Origin of the sequence: Rhizobium sp. AN6A, from assembly GCF_900215635.1 — a bacterium.
Classification (GTDB): Bacteria; Pseudomonadota; Alphaproteobacteria; order Rhizobiales; family Rhizobiaceae; genus Agrobacterium; species Agrobacterium tumefaciens.
The window spans coordinates 247807-265982 of sequence record NZ_OCNC01000002.1 but is presented as its reverse complement, the minus strand read 5'-3'; the positions used below and the strand labels follow the sequence as shown (position 1 = coordinate 265982).

General features: G+C 56.2%; 18 protein-coding genes and 1 pseudogene. 11 read left to right on the top strand and 8 right to left on the bottom strand.

The window, feature by feature from the left end:
• Positions 1-47 precede the first annotated feature (47 nt).
• The 4 genes from CRO62_RS02590 to CRO62_RS02575 all read left to right on the top strand — a co-directional run bounded on the left by CRO62_RS02590 (position 48) and on the right by CRO62_RS02575 (position 3902).
• Positions 48-938: an ABC transporter substrate-binding protein gene (locus tag CRO62_RS02590; protein ID WP_097099074.1), complete on the top strand. Its 891-nt coding sequence runs from the start codon at positions 48-50 to the stop codon at positions 936-938.
• A complete protein-coding gene (locus CRO62_RS02585; protein WP_097099073.1) occupies positions 935-1858 on the top strand; it encodes an amino acid ABC transporter permease in 924 nt (307 codons plus the stop codon). Before CRO62_RS02590 ends, CRO62_RS02585 begins: the two co-directional genes overlap by 4 nt.
• Entirely contained in the window at positions 1855-2637 is a 783-nt protein-coding gene (locus CRO62_RS02580; RefSeq protein ID WP_097099072.1) for an amino acid ABC transporter ATP-binding protein, read from the top strand. The genes CRO62_RS02585 and CRO62_RS02580 overlap by 4 nt, the downstream gene beginning before the upstream one ends.
• Positions 2638-2720: 83 nt before the next feature.
• On the top strand, positions 2721-3902 hold the full coding sequence (locus CRO62_RS02575) for a M20 aminoacylase family protein (protein ID WP_097099277.1): 1182 nt from the start codon (positions 2721-2723) through the stop codon (positions 3900-3902).
• A gap of 106 nt (positions 3903-4008) precedes the next feature.
• Here the strand turns inward: CRO62_RS02575 and CRO62_RS02570 are convergent, their stop codons facing one another.
• Entirely contained in the window at positions 4009-5223 is a 1215-nt protein-coding gene (locus tag CRO62_RS02570) for a sensor domain-containing diguanylate cyclase (protein ID WP_097099071.1), read from the bottom strand.
• 334 nt (positions 5224-5557) lie between these two features.
• Here CRO62_RS02570 and CRO62_RS02565 point away from each other — a divergent pair, with 334 nt between their 5' ends.
• The 3 genes and pseudogenes from CRO62_RS02565 (at position 5558) to CRO62_RS02555 (ending at position 6626) form a co-directional block, all read left to right on the top strand.
• Positions 5558-5959, top strand: coding sequence for a DUF2513 domain-containing protein (locus CRO62_RS02565; RefSeq protein WP_097099070.1), 402 nt, complete (start codon positions 5558-5560; stop codon positions 5957-5959).
• A gap of 67 nt (positions 5960-6026) precedes the next feature.
• Positions 6027-6335 (top strand): type II toxin-antitoxin system RelB/DinJ family antitoxin, encoded by a 309-nt coding sequence (locus CRO62_RS02560; protein ID WP_097099158.1) that lies wholly within the window; start codon positions 6027-6029, stop codon positions 6333-6335.
• Positions 6332-6626 (top strand): annotated as a pseudogene (locus tag CRO62_RS02555) (type II toxin-antitoxin system RelE/ParE family toxin). Before CRO62_RS02560 ends, CRO62_RS02555 begins: the two are co-directional and overlap by 4 nt.
• 68 nt (positions 6627-6694) lie before the next feature.
• Here CRO62_RS02555 and CRO62_RS02550 read toward each other — a convergent pair.
• The 3 genes from CRO62_RS02550 to CRO62_RS02540 are packed head-to-tail and all read right to left on the bottom strand — an operon-like array spanning position 6695 to position 11114.
• Positions 6695-7816 carry a siderophore-interacting protein gene (locus tag CRO62_RS02550; protein ID WP_097099069.1) on the bottom strand — a complete coding sequence of 374 codons (1122 nt, stop codon included), beginning with the start codon at positions 7814-7816 and terminating at the stop codon, positions 6695-6697.
• Positions 7817-7834: 18 nt separating this feature from the next.
• The gene (locus CRO62_RS02545) at positions 7835-8959 is read right to left on the bottom strand and encodes an ABC transporter substrate-binding protein (protein WP_323455441.1); all 1125 of its coding nucleotides are present in this window, start codon (positions 8957-8959) and stop codon (positions 7835-7837) included.
• A gap of 7 nt (positions 8960-8966) precedes the next feature.
• The gene (locus CRO62_RS02540; RefSeq protein ID WP_097099067.1) at positions 8967-11114 is read right to left on the bottom strand and encodes a TonB-dependent siderophore receptor; all 2148 of its coding nucleotides are present in this window, start codon (positions 11112-11114) and stop codon (positions 8967-8969) included.
• A gap of 163 nt (positions 11115-11277) precedes the next feature.
• On the opposite strand from CRO62_RS02540, the gene CRO62_RS02535 reads away from it, so the two are divergent.
• On the top strand, positions 11278-11922 hold the full coding sequence (locus CRO62_RS02535; RefSeq protein WP_323455440.1) for a TetR/AcrR family transcriptional regulator: 645 nt from the start codon (positions 11278-11280) through the stop codon (positions 11920-11922).
• A 381-nt stretch (positions 11923-12303) separates the two neighbouring features.
• Here CRO62_RS02535 and CRO62_RS02530 read toward each other — a convergent pair whose 3' ends face one another.
• From CRO62_RS02530 to CRO62_RS02520, 3 genes are all read right to left on the bottom strand, one after another.
• Positions 12304-12612 (bottom strand): cation-translocating P-type ATPase C-terminal domain-containing protein, encoded by a 309-nt coding sequence (locus CRO62_RS02530; protein WP_323455461.1) that lies wholly within the window; start codon positions 12610-12612, stop codon positions 12304-12306.
• A 71-nt stretch (positions 12613-12683) separates the two neighbouring features.
• Entirely contained in the window at positions 12684-13403 is a 720-nt protein-coding gene (locus CRO62_RS02525; RefSeq protein WP_323455439.1) for a hypothetical protein, read from the bottom strand.
• A gap of 228 nt (positions 13404-13631) precedes the next feature.
• Positions 13632-14579 (bottom strand): SGNH/GDSL hydrolase family protein, encoded by a 948-nt coding sequence (locus CRO62_RS02520; RefSeq protein WP_179784441.1) that lies wholly within the window; start codon positions 14577-14579, stop codon positions 13632-13634.
• A 171-nt stretch (positions 14580-14750) separates the two neighbouring features.
• Here CRO62_RS02520 and CRO62_RS02515 point away from each other — a divergent pair, with 171 nt between their 5' ends.
• Complete coding sequence (locus tag CRO62_RS02515) at positions 14751-15197, top strand: hypothetical protein (RefSeq protein ID WP_143539375.1); 447 nt, start codon at positions 14751-14753, stop codon at positions 15195-15197.
• Positions 15197-15934 carry a hypothetical protein gene (locus CRO62_RS02510; RefSeq protein WP_097099064.1) on the top strand — a complete coding sequence of 246 codons (738 nt, stop codon included), beginning with the start codon at positions 15197-15199 and terminating at the stop codon, positions 15932-15934. The genes CRO62_RS02515 and CRO62_RS02510 overlap by 1 nt, the downstream gene beginning before the upstream one ends.
• Positions 15935-16219: 285 nt before the next feature.
• Here the strand turns inward: CRO62_RS02510 and CRO62_RS02505 are convergent, their stop codons facing one another.
• Entirely contained in the window at positions 16220-16780 is a 561-nt protein-coding gene (locus tag CRO62_RS02505) for a hypothetical protein (RefSeq protein WP_097099063.1), read from the bottom strand.
• A 228-nt stretch (positions 16781-17008) separates the two neighbouring features.
• Here CRO62_RS02505 and CRO62_RS02500 point away from each other — a divergent pair, with 228 nt between their 5' ends.
• Complete coding sequence (locus tag CRO62_RS02500; RefSeq protein WP_097099062.1) at positions 17009-18157, top strand: ABC transporter substrate-binding protein; 1149 nt, start codon at positions 17009-17011, stop codon at positions 18155-18157.
• Positions 18158-18176: the final 19 nt, after the last annotated feature.

The following is an 18176-nucleotide window of genomic DNA, read 5'->3' as shown; positions in this document are numbered from 1 at the left end:
GTTTTCTAGAAAAACCACCAGCAGTCGAACAATAAAAGGGGAATGAAATGCATTCGAAACTGATCGCTTCCGTCGCTTTCGCCAGCATCATGCTGGCAGGCCCTGTTCTTGCCGAGGATGCCGCCATCCCCGCGCAGACCGTGAATGAAGAGCTTCGCGCCCGCCTGCCGGAAAACATCCGCGCCGACGGCAAGATGATTTCCGTCAACAACGGCTCGTTTCCTCCCTATGAGATCGTCACCGGCACGGAAATGAGCGGGGCCAGCGAGGATCTGACCAAGGCGCTTGGCCAGGTTCTGGGCGTCAAGATCGAACACGCCACGGTTGGCGGCCTGCCGGCCCTCTTGGCCGGCATCAATTCCGGCCGCTATCAGTTCGCCTTCGGTCCCGTCGGTGACTTCAAGAGCCGTGAAGAAGCCAATGACTTTGTCGATTGGGTCAAGGAATACGTGGTATTCGCGGTTCAGAAGGGTAATCCCAAGGGCATTGCATCGCTCGACAGCGCCTGCGGCACCCGCATCGCCGTAATGGCCGGCGGATCTGCCGAGCGGGTGATCCAGGCCCAGTCCGAAAAGTGCAAAACGGATGGAAAGGACCCCGTCGAAGTGCAGTCCTACACCGACCAACCAAGCTCGATCCTGGCTGTCCGTTCGAAGCGCGCCGACGCCTTCTTCTCCTCGCAGGCACCGCTCACCTACTTCGTTTCTCAAGCCAACGGCCAGCTCGAGCTTTCGGGCGTTGGCGAGAAGAACGGCTTTGACGACCTCTATCAGGGCGCCGTGGTTCCCAAGGGTTCGGTGCTCGGACCCGTGCTGCATGACGCGATCAAGGTTCTGGTGGACAACGGCACCTATGCGACGATCATGAAGAAGTGGGGCCTCGAGAACAACATGCTGACCGAGCCCGGTATCAACCTCGGGGGCCAGCTGCCGAAATGAGTGCAATTCCGAATATGAGTGCACCGCCTTCGGGTGGTGCCGACTTCCGGGATGTGGCCACCGCCCACACTCCCTTCAGGCCGGGTCGCCTGGTTCTCTGGATCATCATCGTACTCTTCGCGACGAATTTCGCATGGATCGTCGCTCACAACGAAAATTTCGGCTGGCCGGTCGTTGCGCAGTACTTCTTTGATCCGACGGTGATCAGCGGTCTCTATATCAGCCTGGGCCTGACCGTCGTTGCGATGGCGATCGGTACCGTTCTCGGCCTGATCATCGCGATTGCCCGCTTGTCGAACGACCGGCTGGCAAGCTCGTTTGCCTCGTTGTTCATCTGGTTCTTTCGTGGCACGCCGCTGCTTGTTCAACTGATCTTCTGGTACAATATGTCGACACTCTTTCCGCAGTTGTCGATCGCCGTTCCGTTTGGACCGACGCTTGCCAGCTGGGACACCAATTCGGTGATTACGCCGATGACGGCCGCGATCGTCGGCCTTGCTCTGAACGAAGCCGCCTACATGGCGGAGATCATCCGTGGTGGCCTCTTGTCCGTGGATCGCGGGCAGGCAGAGACGGCTGAAGCCTTCGGCATGACAAAGGCCCGCGCGCTTTGGCGCATCATCATCCCGCAGGCCATGCGTTCCATTGTACCGCCGACTGGAAACCAGCTGATCAGCATGATCAAGGCAACCTCGCTGGTCAGCGTGATCGCCATGGCGGATCTGCTCTACTCGGTCCAGTCGATCTACAACCGCACATTCGAGATCATCCCGATGCTGATGGTTGCGGTCATCTGGTATCTGCTCATCACCTCGATCCTCAATGTTGGTCAAAGCTACATCGAGGCCTATTACGGCCGCAGTGACCGCCGAAACGGGGCCGCAACCAAGCCAGCCGCTGCTGAGGAGGCAAGTCATTGAGCACCAGTGAGACTACACTAAAGCCCCTCGTGCGAGCGCGTGACGTCCACAAGAAGTTTGACCAGCTTGAAGTGTTGAAGGGCATCGATCTCGATGTCATGCCGGGAGAGGTTGTGGTCATTCTTGGCCCATCCGGCTCGGGCAAATCTACCTTCCTGCGCTGCATCAACCATCTCGAGTCCATTCACAAAGGCTTTATCGAGGTTGATGGCGAACAGATCGGCTATCGTCTCCGCAAGGATCGCTTGGAGAAGCTTTCGTCCAATGGTATCGCCCGCCAGCGCCGCAAGATCGGCATGGTTTTCCAGCAGTTCAATCTCTACCCGCACATGACGGTGCTGCAGAATGTCATTGAGGCACCGGTCGGCGTGCACGGGGAGCAGAAGTCCTCAGCGATCGAAAATGCTAGGCGTCTGCTGGAGCGTGTCGGCCTGTCGGAGAAGGCGGACAATTATCCGCGTCAGCTCTCGGGCGGCCAGCAGCAGCGCGTTGCCATTGCCCGCGCACTGGCGATCAAGCCGAAGCTGATGCTGTTCGACGAACCGACCTCGGCGCTTGACCCCGAGCTTGTCGGCGAGGTTCTGGCGACGATGCGCGATCTGGCCAGCCAAGGTCTGACGATGATTGTCGTCACCCACGAGATCGGTTTTGCCCGTGAGGCCGCCGACCGCGTCGTCTTCATGGACGGTGGACACATTGTCGAGATGGGTACGCCCGAAGATGTAATCGGCAATCCGCAACATCCGCGCACACAGGCCTTCCTGTCGCGGTTTCTCTAGGCCTCTTCCACATTTGACAGTCTCCCCAACTTGACGCCGGTCACAGCGCCGGTGTTCTTTTTCGAACATACTGGATGGATTTTATGCTCAACGACAATCAGTTCGCCCGTGTCTCCAACTTCCACGCCGTTGAGGCTGAACTGACAGAGATCCGCCAGTATCTGCATGCCCATCCCGAATTGTCCTTCGCGGAAGCCGAAACGGCGCGGTTCGTGGCAGACAAGCTGCAATCCTATGGCTTCGAAGTGACCCGCAATGTGGGGGGGCATGGCGTCGTCGCTTGCCTGACGGTCGGATCGGGCAAGAAGAGCATCGGCATTCGCGCCGACATGGACGCATTGCCGATCCTGGAAGAGACAGGGCTCTCCTATGCCAGTCAGGTGCCGGGCACGATGCATGCCTGCGGTCATGACGGACATACGACCGTGCTTCTGGGAGCAGCCGATTATCTTGCTCGCACACGCAACTTCAATGGCACGGTCACGCTCATCTTCCAGCCGGCCGAAGAAGCCGGCAAGCCGAGCGGCGCGCAGAAGATGATTGCCGACGGACTGTTCGAGCGCTTTCCCATCGATGCGATCTTCGGCTTGCACAATCACCCCGGCGCGCCAGAGGGAACACTTCTTTTGCGGTCCGGTCCAATTATGGCGTCCTCTGATACCATCTCGATCACGATCAAGGGCAAGGGTGGACACGCGTCGCGCCCGCATCTGACGATCGATCCTGTGGTCGTTGCTTGCAATCTGGTCGTTTCGCTGCAAACCGTTGTATCGCGCAATGTCGACCCGACCCAGACCGCCGTCGTCACGGTCGGCACTATCCACGCGGGTGAGGCCGTCAACGTCATTCCGGAAACTGCAAAGCTTGCCATCAGCGTGCGTTGCTTCGAGCCGAAGATCCGTGACCTGCTGCAGACGCGCATCACCCGCCTTGCCCGCTCGATCGCGGAAGGCCACGACGCGACGATCGAGATCGACTACGACCGTGGCTATCCGGTTGTGGTCAATTCCGAAGCCGAAACCGCATTTGCCCAGTCTGTGGCCGAGGAATTGATCGGAGTCGATAATGTCTCGACTTGCCAGCTGATCCCGGGCAGTGAAGACTTCGCTTACTACCTCGAACAAAAGCCCGGCAGCTTCCTGCGCCTTGGTAACGGAGAGAACTCCGCAATCCTGCACAGTTCGCGCTACGATTTTGCCGATGCTAGTCTCACTGTTGGCGCCGCGATGTGGGCGAGGCTAGCGGAGAGATACCTGCAGGACTGACCGCTGTGAGGCGGCCACCGAAGCACATCGACCTCCCGCAGGCTGTCAAGGGTGGAGATAGTTCGAGTCCGTTCAAGGCGCTCTCGTCCAACAGCGCTACATCGAATCAGGACGCCCCAGTCGCCACTACCCGCAATTGATGATGCAAGGGATCGGCTGGGGGATGCTGCAGCAATTCGTTTGGCCTTGCGGTCTCAACGCGATTTCGCCCAAGGGCTTTCGCGCGGTACAGCGCGCCATCGGCGCTTGCAAGCATCTCGGTGAGGTCGTGGCAGTCTGGTGCCGCAAGGCCGATACTGACAGTGGCCTGGGTTTTCAAGCCCTGTGCCCGAGCGGCCGCTTTGGCGAACCGGCCTGCGATCGCCGAGCCGCGACTGAGAGCTTGGGAATGGTCGCACCGTGGCAGAAGCGCAGCGAATTCCTCACCGCCCAGCCGGACAATAAGCGCGTCGGGCCCCGCTTCTTCGCGAGCGGTTTCGGCGAACAGCTGCAAAACCTTATCTCCGGTTTGATGTCCATGACGGTCGTTGATCGCCTTGAAGTGGTCGAGGTCGAAGGCGAGCAGTGAGACGGGGTCACCATGCCGCTCCCTGAGGATCCGAGATGCCTGCTCAAAAAAGGCGTGACGGTTTGCAAGCCCGGTCAACTGATCGGTTTGTGACATGCGGAGCAGCTGGAGCTTTTCCTCCTCTCGAATAATCATCAGAAAGGACATCGGCATCGCTACCGAGTACAAGACGGCCTCGTACATCGTCGCCTTCCCGACGATTGAGATGATATCTTGCCCGTACCGCTGAACGAGAACAGGGACAATGAACGCTCGGCCGAGGTAGAACACGGCATGGACAGCCGAGATCGATACTGCGATCGGACGTGAGCGCAATCGCTGGACCGTGCGGCTGCGCAGAAGTATCCATGCTGTCAGGCCGCAGGTCAGCGCGATGGGGATAGACGAGACATGGTTCCAGAAGACGGCCGGGAAGTGCGTGCCAGCGATCGCCCAGGCGATGGCTAGGAAGCTTAGCGCTGCGACGGACGACCAGAGATACCGGTGACCGTCGAGACCGGCGACGGCGTTAAGAACCAGAAGGTAGCCCAACATCATTTGGATGTTGATCGCCCCCATGCCGAGCGCGACCGGAAAGTGGCTGAGGTTCATTGCAAGCATGCAGCCAAGCACGAACGCGAAGAGTGCCGCGGCCAGAACACCTAGCACGCGTGCGCGGCCTGGATGAGCCTGCCTTTCCCAAAGGAGAAGCGACGCTGACACCAGGAGCGTTCCGACGGTTAAGTACCAAAGGGTTTGTAAATCGATCTGCATTGCTCTGCCTGCCTTGCGTCAAAGCCTACAGGGTGGTCTTTATAGGATTCTTTACGTCGCCTCTCATATTGCCGACATGGTTGGCGTAGCGTTAAGCGTGCTGTTGAGTGCCGGCGCTACATCTAGGGGTGAGTTCCGCAAAAAGGGTTTTCCCTTGCAGATTATAGCCCAGCCCGGGGGCGGCTTGCTAAGGGAATGAGGTTAACGAGATCTCAACAGCCTAAGATTACTCCACAGAATATATGTGAGGCGCAATTTTGATCGAAGGTACCTCCGTTTAAGGAGATTTTCGGGTGTGCTAGCTTCCACATGATGGGGCAGGAGATACGAAATCATGACGCGCGATATGGCGCTGGTCCGAGAGCTTTTGCTTAGGTTAGAAACCACAGAAATTGATGGCCCCGGCGGTCTATTGTTAACGGGGAGTAGTCCTGAGGTTGCCGTTGAGGGGTACCGTGACGACGTTATCCATTATCATCTACACCTGCTGGATGATGCCGGTTTCCTTATGCCGTTGAGGATCAAAAAGCAGCCTTCAATTTCAGTAACCTTTCGTGGACTGAGTTGGAGCGGCCACGAGTTCCTAGACAGTGTCCGACGCAAAGACGTTTGGGATCATACCAACGCTATTTTGAAAAAGGCGGGAGGAGGCACCTTCGAGATCGCGAAGGCAGTTGCTGTCGCTTATATTTCTGAGCAGCTATCATCGCAGTTTGGTATCGCACTTGAAAAGTAGATTGGCCAAAGACGAACGATTTTGTAATTCAATTGCATTACTATTAGATATCAATCTGGAGATAGCTATGGCTGCAAATGCGCTCGTTCAAACTCGTATCGATGCTGACATTCGTGACCGGGCGTCCCTAGTTCTTGAAGGTATGGGACTTACGGTGTCAGACGCGGTCCGCATATTGCTTACGAGAACCGCCAACGAGGGCGTGTTGCCGCTTGAACTTTTTTCAGGCAGCGAGACTCACGATACTTGGTTTCGTGCCAAGGTGCTTGAGGTGCTAAATGATACAAGACCGGATATTCCCGACGATGAAGTCGAGGCTCATTTCAAAAAGCGTCGACAGACTGCACGCAATAAGGCGGCGGGTATGACGTCTTGAGACTAACCTGGTCGGCATTTGCCTTATCGGATCGCGATGCAATTTTTACTTTTATCGAGTTGGAGAGCCCGGCCGCCGTCATTTTGGTCGACGAACGCATCGTCGTTGCAGTCCGTCGTCTGATCGATTTTTCCAGCAAGTGGCAGAGTCGGGAGAATTGCTGGGACACGTGAGCTTGTAATCGGCGGAACGCCTTACGTAGCAGCGTACACACTCACAGACGCTACGGTTCGAGTACTGCGTGTCTTGCACGGGGCTCAGGAATGGCCTGAAGCTTTTTCAATCAGTTAGCCTAGTCTGATAGCTTTCGGATCAAGGTGCTTGCGGTTCTTATCCTTTCAAGAGCAAACTCATTCTCTTCACTGAGGCAGATAGGCATCGCCGCCCCTGGCGATGATGTCATCCTCGCTGAGGGACCGGTGCCAGTGCGAATAGAGCACGAAGCGGTCACGGGGAAGCCCGACATCCTTCCTCAGATGACGATGAATCGCGCTGAATGCTTTGTGTTCGCATCCACCCCAGAAGAAGATGCCCGCCGGACATTCCGGCCATCGAATGGAGCGAATTGCGTCGTGAAGCAGCGTCGTTGTGCCTGCACCCCTGCCGTTGCGATACAACCATTGGATCGAAACGCCGCTGGAAGGGGAAAGTGGCAGTTCATCGGCGGATGTGTCGACTTCGATGAAGGCGTGGCCGGTTGCCGTCGGCGGCAGATATTCGAGAATTCTGGCGATGCCGGGCAATGCTGTCTCGTCGCCGGCGAGAACGTAGAAGTCTGCCGGTGCCGGGCCATTCGCCGCAGGGCCCAGAATGCCGACGACATCGCCTGCCCGTGCATTCATCGCCCACAGGGTCGCGGGACCGGGATGAGCATGGAGCGCGAAGTCGATTGTGATTGTTTGTCTGGCCGTGTCGATGAAGCGGATCGTATAGACGCGCGTCGGAACCGCAATATTGTCCTGCCAGACAACATGCCCGCGATGGTCAAGTAGTGGCCAGCGTGGTGCGGCGATGTCGCGTGGCTGGAAAATGAGACGACAGTGGAGTTGGTCTTTACGGTTATAACGTTCGAGGTTCTCTCCCTTGAAGACGATCCTGCGAAAGCGTGGCGACAGGTCCCCAATGGTCTGCACTTGCAAAATGCGCAGATCGTTGGGTAAGGCGGGGTCTGCATGGTCGCCTTCCCATTGAATATCGAAATTTTCACGGGCGGCGATAAAACCGATCGGCCCGACCAAAGCGTGTTTCAGCCGGTTCAGCCCGCCGGGATCGGAGGCTTCTGCCGTCAGCCGAAAACCGTTTCCGGTCGCCTCGAATGTGGCGTCGCCGAATGGCGAATGGATATGATGAATGTCACCTGCCTTCCTAACGGTCATGTCGTGAGTTGCAATCGATTCAACAATCGATTCGATATAGTCGTCGATCTTTTCAAACTGGACCGCGGCGTGTGCTCGGTATCGGTTGTTGCTGGTCGATGGCATCGGGCGTGGCTCCGTGTCTCAGATCGCCGCCCACAGCGGTCCCTTTATGGGAAATGCTGCGAAGTCGCGATTGATGGTGTCGAGAATGGCGGTTGGATCGATATCGGCACATCGATCCGGATGCAGCCATCTGGCTACCTGTGCGATAAACAGCACGTTGAGGGGCAAGTTGGTAATCAACCCGGTCCATATCCCGTAAACACGCTTTGAACGAACGCTCGGCAGATGTTCGAAACTCGGGCGGCCATCAATGAGGTGCAGCAATCCCCTTCGACCCTGTTCGGCGTCGATTCCAGGGCCGATGGACGGACGGCCACCCGAAGCCCAGCCGCCGCCGGAGGCAATGTAGACCTCATGCGGTGTGGCAAGAAGATGTTCGAGCGACAGCTTCTCAAACCACGGCGCGAGCACGCCCGGAAGTGGCTGACCACCGGCCAGCGCCAGCAATTCGCCCCAGTTCTTTCTGCCCGCCGCCCAGCAGCAGTCGTCGAGCGTCGACTGGACCTCCAGATAGGTCGTGACGGGCTTCGCACCCGAAACGCGCGTGGCAATGCCCGCCAGTTCTTGCTCAACAAAGGCGATGTAAGCCTCGGCTTTGTTTGAAGCACCCAGAAGTGTTCCCCACATGCGGACAGATGCTTTCATCGCATCAACGGGCGCGCTTGCCCGCGCCTCATCGGCCGAGTTTGAGGAGGCGTCGCTGAACACCACGGGAATGCCGATCTCCTGCAGCCTCTGCAACAGGGAATTCTCATCACCCTGCGGCGTCATGAAGGCCGTGGTCACGATCAGGTCGGGAGACAGCGCGATCAGCCCTTCAAGGGAAAGCGTGTCCGGGCTCAGCGTTCCGACCGTGCTGACGGAATGGCCGTTCAGCAGGATCGTCTGCAATTCACCGCTGTCGAGCCGATCGACGGCAGCCCAGCCCACGACCAGCGAAGCAGGATCGCGATGCAGGAGCGACATCGTCAGCAGGTCATGCGCCTCCAGCAGAACGATCCTTTTCGGCAGGGCAGGGAGGTGCACCTCGCGCCCCGCCATATCCCTCACGGTAACCGGCTGCTCGGCTCCAGCGGGCTGAATGCCGGAAAGAGTGCCGGCTGCCGCAAAGGAGATGCAAAAGCCTCGTCTCGTTATGATCACGGCGACATCACCATTTGTATCTGAGGCCGGCGAGCACCGTGCGGCCGTTGCCGTACTGGCAATAATATTCGGAACTGCAGGAGGAGTAATAGTCCTTGTCGAGCAGGTTGGTGACGTTCAGTGTCGCCTGCAGCCCCTTGAGTTTCGGGTTCGTTGCTCCAAAATCATAGCGAAGTGCGGCGTCCAGCAGGGTATAGCCATCGGCTTTCACCGAGTTGGTGTCGTTACTATAGCTGGAACCGACGAAACGCACTCCGCCACCGATGCTTAAGCCCTCCAGCGCACCGGAATCGATGGTGTAGTTCGCCCAGAGAGAACCGTAGTAGCGTGGTACAGCCTGCGGCCGGTTGCCTATGATCGATGTGATACCGGATTCGGAAACTTCCGTGTCGAGCAGGGAAACCGCAGCGATCAGTTCGAGATTGCTGGTAAGGTTCCCCCTCGCCTCGAACTCCAGCCCGCGGGAGTGGATCTCACCCTGTTGTTCATTGAAGCCTGATGAGGCGTTGTAATAGACCACATTCTGCTGGCGAATATCGAAAGCGGAGAGCGTGAACGTGGCGTCCAGCCCTGAAGGCTGGTATTTGACGCCCACCTCATATTGCTGCGCTTCCGTCGGCTTGAACGGACTACCATTGGCGCCAATGCTGGTGGAGGGTTCGAACGAGGTGGAATAGCTGACATAAGGCGCTATGCCGTTATCGAAAAGGTAAAGCAGGCCGGCGCGATAGCTTGTTGCGCTGTCGGATCGTTTCAACGATGTTCCGGCGAGGAGATTGTCAGTGTCCTGACTGGCCCAATCGTGCCGCACTCCAAAAACACCGCGCAGCCCGCCGATCTCGATCTGATCCTGGAGATATATGCCTGTCTGGCGAAGCGACTGATCATTGTCGATCGCCGTCATGAACGGACCGACTGGCCGGCCGTAGACCGGGTTTGCCACATCAAGCGGCGTTGCTCCGCCCAGCAAATATTCCCAGTTGCTGCTTGAGTGCTGAATGTCGAGGCCGGCAAGAAGCGTGTGACCGACGGCACCGGTTTCGAACTTGAATTCAGCCTGGTTGTCGAAGGAAAAGCCTTCGACGTCCTCGATGGAATGGACAGCCCAGCGGGGAATAATGCCTGTCGCGGACATTGGCCCGTTCATCTGAAGCGAACGCATATCGCTGTCCACGCCGGAATACCGGAAGTTGGAGCGGATGGTCACCTGATCATCGAACCTGTGCTCGAATTCGTAACCTGCACCATACTGGGTGCGCCTGAAAGCGTCATAATTCGGATCCCCGACATTGAGGTCCCGACTGAGGAAACCGGCATAGCCTGCAGGCGCCAGAAACTTCGGATAAAGCGAGTTGAAATAGCCCCCTTCCGGATCGCGCTGATAATAACCGGAAAGAACGAGCGAGGTATCTTCGTCCGGCTGCCACTTGAGGGATGGCGCAATGCCGAGACGCTTTTCATCCACATCGTCGTAGCGTGTGCCGGAGGAACGGCCAACAATGCCGATACCATATTGCCATGTTCCATCCGTGGCGATGGGGCCGGTGGAATAAAGACCGCTCTGCACCCTTCCATCGGTCCCGACTTCAAGCTTGGCCTCGTTCGACTGCACACTCGATGGTTTCCGGCTGACCTGATTGACAAGGCCGCCGGGGCTTACCTGGCCATAAAGCAGCGCTGCCGGCCCCTTCAGGACGTCGATGCGCTCAAGGAGAAAAGGATCAATGGAGGGTGTTGCAAAGGCCTGACCACGTTGAAGTTTCAAGCCATCCAGATAATTCACATAATTGGTCGCCGTGCCGAACGCGCCGAAGCCGCGCAGAAATACGGAATCGTAACGCGAGTTCGAGTCCCGGTCGGATAATACACCGGCCGTGTAACGCAGCGCCTCACTGACCGTTTGCGGGTTCTGGTCGTCGATCTGCTTGCGCGTTATCACCGTAACGGATTGCGGCGTTTCGGCTAAAGGTGTCCCGGTCTTGGTTACCGACCGAGTGGACTTGGCGACAATCCCAGCGGATGTCCCAGCCGCTGCGGCATTGCCCTGCACAACGATTGTTTCCAGCCGTGTGCCCTGCTCTTGCGCCAGGGCATGGGTCGCCACCAGAAAGGTTGTGGCTGTCAGAATGTTTTTAAAGGAAAGGCCTTGCTTCACGAATTCGCCCCCATGGTCGAAGCTTGGGAAATCTGCTAGAGTGAATAAATCAAACGGGACCGTCCTGTCCAGTTAATATGAAGGCGTTGGTCAACTTTTATGTTGGCAATCCTGTTCGACGTCTTCAAACAATCCGGGCACGGGCAAGTGCGGAGGAAATCTGGTGTCGGAAAGAAGAAACGCGACAGCGCGGGTCGGTCGTCCCTTAAAGGCGGAACAGAACGCCGCAGCCGAAAGGATAATCGACGCTGCGACCACGCTCTTTGCGACGCGCGGCTTTGCCGGCACGTCCATGGAGCAGGTCGCTTCGCAGTGCGGCGCAGGCAAGGATACTGTCTATCGCCGCTTTCCTTCGAAAGTCGCCCTGTTCGAGGCCGTAGTGGAACACGCACACGCCCGAGCGGTGGCGCGGCTGAAAGACTTGCCGATGGCACAGGGCAACGCTCTTGAGCGCCTGCGGACCCTGATGCGCGAACTGCTGCATATCAACATGGAGCCGGACCTCATTGCGCTGAAGCGCATCACCTTCAGTGAAGCTGTCGTGTTCGAAAAGAAAAGACCGATCCCGCCGCAGCCCGATCCGATCATGAACCGGCTCCTCGATGCCGTACAGACAGCGCAGGATGAGGGCATGGTTACGACCGGGGATGTGAGCCTGATCGCCAACCATCTCATCCACTGTCTTGTTGCAATGCCCACCTCATCCGCGATGATGGGCAGCGCCGAATTTGATACAAGACAGTCTGTCGATCTCCATTTCGACAGGACCTGGAACTGGCTCTACAGAGGAATATCGGCAGATAGCTAACAGCAGGGGCGACCATTTTTGCGGAGAGTTCTGGAGTTTGAAATCAAGCGTGCTGTCGCAAATCTTCCAAAGCCTGCTACCCGTCTCGTCTGGCGCCCCGTGCCGCTTTGTGATGCCACGATCCAGCTGGGAATGACTTGGAGGTTCCGAGATGCCTCCTTCAGAATTGTCGATCAATGACCGCTATCTCAGTTTGTATATTGGAACGGGTCATTCGGTCCCAGCCCCAAATCAGTCGAGCCGTGAAGCCAAGCTCTTGGTTGGCATACGAATCTCGTACTGAGGGAATTTTGTAATAACGGCGTCGCCGGTTCGTATCCTTTCAAGGCGACGATTTCTTGTTGGCTGGTCGGTGTTGTGCGGCTGAGTAGGTGACTTGTATCATCTGTCCCAGCGCCGAAGCACCCATTTGTGGACCTCGCCGAACCAAAGGACGCTGCTGCTGATGGCTATGCAAACGAGCCACTGTTCGAGCGGCAGGGGGAGTGTTCCAAATGCCACGTTCAGCGGTCCGAAGTTGACGACTACAACCTGGAGCAAGAGTGAAACTCCAATGGCTGCCCACAGCCACCGATTCGTAAACGGATGGCGGAATGCACTGGTCGTCTCAGAACGTGCGTTGAAGCAATTGAACAGCTGCGCAAGAACCAGGACGGTGAACTCGGCAGTTCGAGCCTGAATACACCTCATCTCGGCCTTGCGGAGACTGTTGCAGTCATGTCCCCTTTGGGTGTCCAAAACGGTCATTGGCCGTCGAAAAATCAGGAGTTGCGCGACAATTCGGGATAGCGTTTGATGTGCCTAGCTAGACGATCACCATCGCAATCGGGACAGCACAGCCTAATCCCCTTACCAGTCAGGAGCGCTTGCGCTTTACCACAGGATGGACAGGCCAATGTTGCCGGGTTGGCGTTATAGACAACGCCGCCTTTCCAAGAGAAATCGACATCAGGTCGCTTGGCCTCGAACTGAGTAAATTCCTGCCAAGAGAAATTGTTTGATAGAAAAAGCCGGTGAAGCAGTTTTAACCCATAAAGAGGCTTCAATGAACCATCGCCGACATTGCCCGAGAAGACTAGCGTGGTCAGTGCGGTGGAGTCAGAGAGTGGCGAAAGCGTGTCAACTTTGATCTTACCGGAGAAGGACGGCCAGATCGTTAAAGCTTGAAGTTCCCTCAAAGATTGAAGCCCATCAAAGGTAGTCAGTTGATCACATGAATAGACCCAAAGAGCTTTGAGTTTCGGAAATCGCGTAGCGATCCCCCGAAAGGAGGTGAGCTTGCGGCATTCAACAAGATAAAGCGACGTTACGTGCTCAACGTCAGAGAGTCCGCAGAAATCTGCTAGCGGAGCACCTTCTATGCACCAACTCAATTCGCTTGGAGCAGGAAGTCGCTCTATCCTCTTCACCGAGCGATGGATGCCGTCAGCGTTTCCTCGAAGGAATTCAAAAGTATTAACTATCGCTGAGAAATGTTCCAAATCTAAACCCGTACCAAATTCATTAGGATTTAAGCTGTTCTCACAACATCTTAAATAAAAGCCAAACTTGTTTCGCTGGCTTTTGCGAAGCCGCAGAGTAGGAAAGTTTAGCAGCCGCCGCAATGACCGCAATTGGCCCTAAGCGGTCGTGGTATGAGATATCTTTTAAATCGGATGCCCAATAGCCTCGGCGCAGCGGGACGAGTTATAAAGGGAGACGTCCAGCCTCTAAGAAGTGACCACTTTGGGCTTCTTTGATGTCCGCTTCCTTGCCGCCTCGGCGGTGGGTCCGGGCGCAGCCAAGCCCTTGAGCTTGTCATAGAATATCTTGGTCACTTTGCGGAAGCCCAAGTAGGTTGGATGGAGTTCGTTCGCCCACTCGTCCCGTTTGAGCGTCCCTTGCGTCTTTACGTGGTGAAAATTGTTTTTAGGATCGCCTGCAAGACCTGACAGCATCGAAGCGAAGCGCGTCAGTGCATCCTTGACAATACGCTCACCGTCGGCTTGTGACCAATGGTTGACGTCCAGTGCAGGCTTGAGCCACGGCCCGGCGCAAATGGGATGCACGCCGTTAGGGATAGGGAAGTCGTAATCGTGGGCGAATATCGGAGCTTCCGGAGCGTATTTGTCTCGGATATCAAAAAGCGTGAGATAAGAGTCCTTCACGACATCGAGGATCCTGTTGAAACGCTGCAGATTTAGTCCGCTGCTCTCTCCATTGTTGAACTCCAAAAACACGCCGAACCGGCCGACAACGTCGTTCCCTCCCGCCGACGCCAGTATTCCGTGGGGCTTGCCGCCGAGCCAGTTGTTCTTGTCTCTAAGCGCGGCGATTATGCGTTCCTGCTTCGGCACCGACATCATGTCCGTAGATGCGTCACCGAAATGCGCCAAGTTCAAGGACGTGACAGGATGCGTTCCGTAGCTCTGGAGCTGGAAGATCAGGTCGGTCTGTTGAAGGGAAGGGCCGTTGTTGAGTAGTGGATAGTCATGCCAGGAATCCCCGACTGCGAGCATAACAAAGGGTCGGGCGATGGCTGACACAGACATGCTCGAGGCGACATCGGACGCCGCTTGCAATCGTGCGATCGCCTTCTGATGCACTCGAGTTCGTTCCGCGATATCGGCGTCGATTCGGTCCTGCAAGCTTACAGTCGTAAGATCAGTCGCAACCATTAGCCTTTCCCCTCCAGAAACACTTTGGATTATTGCATTAAGAATGTGGATGAATACTTGAATACTACAACAATATCGCCTTAAAGTGGAAGATGTCAATCACGAGGTGTAAACAGGCTATTGGTGTCTCATGATTGGCTGATTTCGTAATGTCCAATTATGGAGGCGGATTTGGACGCCGGTCGCATCAACGAGTTGCTCGCTCTCGCTGAGGGCAAAGGTCTCGGTAAAGCTAGGAAAGTAGCTGCCGAGGCACTTGGAACTTCACCAAGCAAGAAATCAATTACGAATGGGTGCGCACTGACGCTGTCGCACATGCTACACCAAGCCGGCGCAGATATTCCGCTAATCGACAATTCCGGTCAGTTGGCGAAATATCTCGAAGAGAACCGCGATTGGAAGAGGGTCGCTGTCGGGAGTCACCGAAGAGGTGATGTCGGTGTGACTTACGACACTGGGGGGGTGGACGGCGCTGATCACATCTTCCTGATCCTTGGTGTGTTGGGAAACGATGAGGTCCTTACGGCAGACAACCAGGATGTAGAGCCGCACCCTAGATCGTTGAAAAATGTTGGCACCTACACCGAGACCGAGTATTTTCTCCGGGCGAGTTGGTAATGGATACGCATAAGCACCCCTCGGGCCTTATTACGGTCGATTTTAGCAACGAGGAGCGCGCCGTGCTCCTGAGTGTCGTTGATGAAAGTGAGATGAGGTCGGTAGACTGGGGCCATGGTCAGGGCAAAGCCCCGGCATATTATTTGCGGGGAATGACGGTAGCATTTGCTGCCATGCTCGTTCGTCTCGATGCAGCCGATCCTTACGTCGCCGATATGGCTCGTGGGCTGGCTCCCAAGAACGACGTGCTCACTAAGTATGCGGGCAATTTCGGTTTCGCCGACGGTATCGGCAGTTATCCCGCCACCACACTGCAGGCACTGCTCACGATCATGGTGAGCCTCGGCATGCATGAATCGTCCGGCAGGCATTGTTGCGGTAAGGACGCCGCGGAACAGAACGTCTCGCATGATACCGCCGAGGCTGGGCTATTCCAGACGAGCTGGAATGCAAGTTACGGGGTGAATGCGGCGGCGGGTCTGCTGGAAAGCTACCAGGGGCGGACTGACCTACTGGATATTTTCCGCACCAAGTGCTCCGAAGCTAACCTTAAAAACTGGGGAGACGGTATCGGGGTAATTTACCAGAAAACGGCCAAGGAATGCCCAGCTTTTGCGATCGATTTCACAGCGGTAGCGATGCGTCATGTTCGGCGCCATTGGTATCCGAATAACAAGGACATGGTTACGGTGACTGGCGAGGCCTTAATCACTTCACGCTGGTCGCCAATGTCTTGAGGAAACGCAATCTGCTTGCGTGACTTATAGACCCGATCCCAACCATTGTCGTCCGCGAATCGAGGGGTCTATCGTTGGAAGCTCACATTCCGTTCGGCCTTAGCGTTTCTGCTCATTGAGACAAAGCCGCGCCCCGCATGCGGGATGCGGCTTTTCTGTCGTGCTCCCGGTCAGCGATCGGCAGCCAAGAAACGCGATTGCATTGAATGTCCGCTTTTGGCCCAAAGCGGACCTAAGGCTCTCAACTGAAATCAAGCCCCTCAGATCGATGCCGCCTTAAAAGTATCACCTGTGCTCCAGATGATGTTGTACTCGTTCCTCCGCAGTCGCGCCTTCAAAGGTACGCGCTAATGGCGAGTATCCGAAACCGAGCAAGGTCTCAACGTCACTGGTCTGTGTTCTGCGGGTGAAATCTATGATGCTTGTTCCAGCAAAACGGATCGAAATGCAGGCGCCGTCGATGACGTGAAACTTGAACGAGCCGTCCTGGTCGCGCCGCCAGCATAGATACTCGCCGTTGATGCTGTTGCCATAGAAGCGTAGTTCGTCGAAGAAGCTGGCGATATCTCGGCTTTCTTCGACATGGGGCTCGAGGCAGTCGAGTTCACCAACCGTGGATCCGTCTTCCCTAGGTTGATTGACTAGCCAGTGAACCTGTTTGTGAAGTGCGCAAGCGCGAACGAGAAGCCCGTCACTGCCGAACATGTTGAACGGCATTTCGATGACGAAAGACCATTGGTCGTACCATATGCGAATGTTTCGGCGAATGTCTTGTAAGACGGCGGCATCGCGCCGATCTTCGCCTAAGCGCTGGGAATTACGGGTTTCTGGTTCGTATCCCTTCATCGCGTTCGTGTTTCGTTACTCGCTCTCATGAGCCAGCAGCGGTTTTTAAACACTAAAGTTTAGGATGCCAGGCGTTTTTTAAAAGTTATTGTTGATTGACGTCCTCATGTTTTTCAGACAAAAGACGTTCGGAAATCGGTAACTGCCTGAATTCAGGCAGTTTCCCACGCAATCTTGCGTGGTTGGGAGGGGCGTTTCCTTTGGACTTGTTGATCAAAGGACTCCCGAATGAAAATCAATAACCAGTTTCTCCGTTCGCTTGGCCTCGCCGCGACATTTGCTCTCACGCTGTCCACCGCTGACGCCACGGAATACCCGATCACGGTCACCGATGTCTCAGGCCGCAGCGTTGAGATCAAGGCAGAGCCGCAGCGAGTTGTCGTTCAGGACGGCCGCGATCTGTTCGCTTTGGCCTTGCTTGATCGGGATGATCCTTTCAAACGCATGGTGGCGTGGAACAATATTTTGGTCCGCTCCGATCCCCAGACGTGGGCAGCCTTTCAGAAAACATGGCCGGAAAGTTCGGCCAAGCCGATTGACATGAAGTTCGGCGATGAGGGGCAGATCAATCTGGAACAACTGGCCGTTAGCAAGCCTGATCTGCTGATTTTCCAGGTTCGCGTGCGCCAGGCGTTGGAAGATGCGGACCTGTTTAATCGTCTGAAGACACTGGGCATCCCGGTCATTCTCGTCGACACAGAAATGGAGCCAGTCGCCAATGTTCCGAAGACGGTCGAACTGATCGGGACCGTTTTTAACCGGGAAAAGGAAGCCAAGGAGTTTACCGACTTCTACGCTTCGCATATCGCCGCCATTCACACGGCAATCGCCGGTCAGCCAAAGCCAAGCGTCTTCGTGGAGGCGAAGGCCGGTCAGAAGGGAATTGATTCCTGCTGCTTTACCCATGGCGACGTCTACTGGGGCAAGTTGGCGACGGCCTCCGGGGGCGTCAATCTGGGCAGCGAACTTGTGAAGGGCCGCACTGGCGACGTCACCCTCGAAACTGTGATTGCCAAGGCACCTGACGTTTTCGTAATGACCGGCTCGCCATTTTCAAACGACGGGTCAATTTCGCCGCCATTCGGCATCAACAGTGATCCAAGCAAGATTGAGGCTGCGCTCGCCGTGCTCGAACAGCGCAAGGGATTTGAGCACATCAAGGCCGTCAAGGATGGCCGCGTCTTCGGGCTCTACCACCAGCTTTATGCTAGCGCCTGGAATATCTATGCCGTCGAGTACATGGCCAAGGCATTCTATCCGGAACAATTGAAGGCGCTGGATCCCGACGCCAACCTGCACACCCTGATTTCGAAGTTTACAGGTCTTCCAGCCGACCTGCCGGTCACGTTTGGTGCAAAGGCGCCGACCATCAAATAAGGCGAAATATCAGACAGAT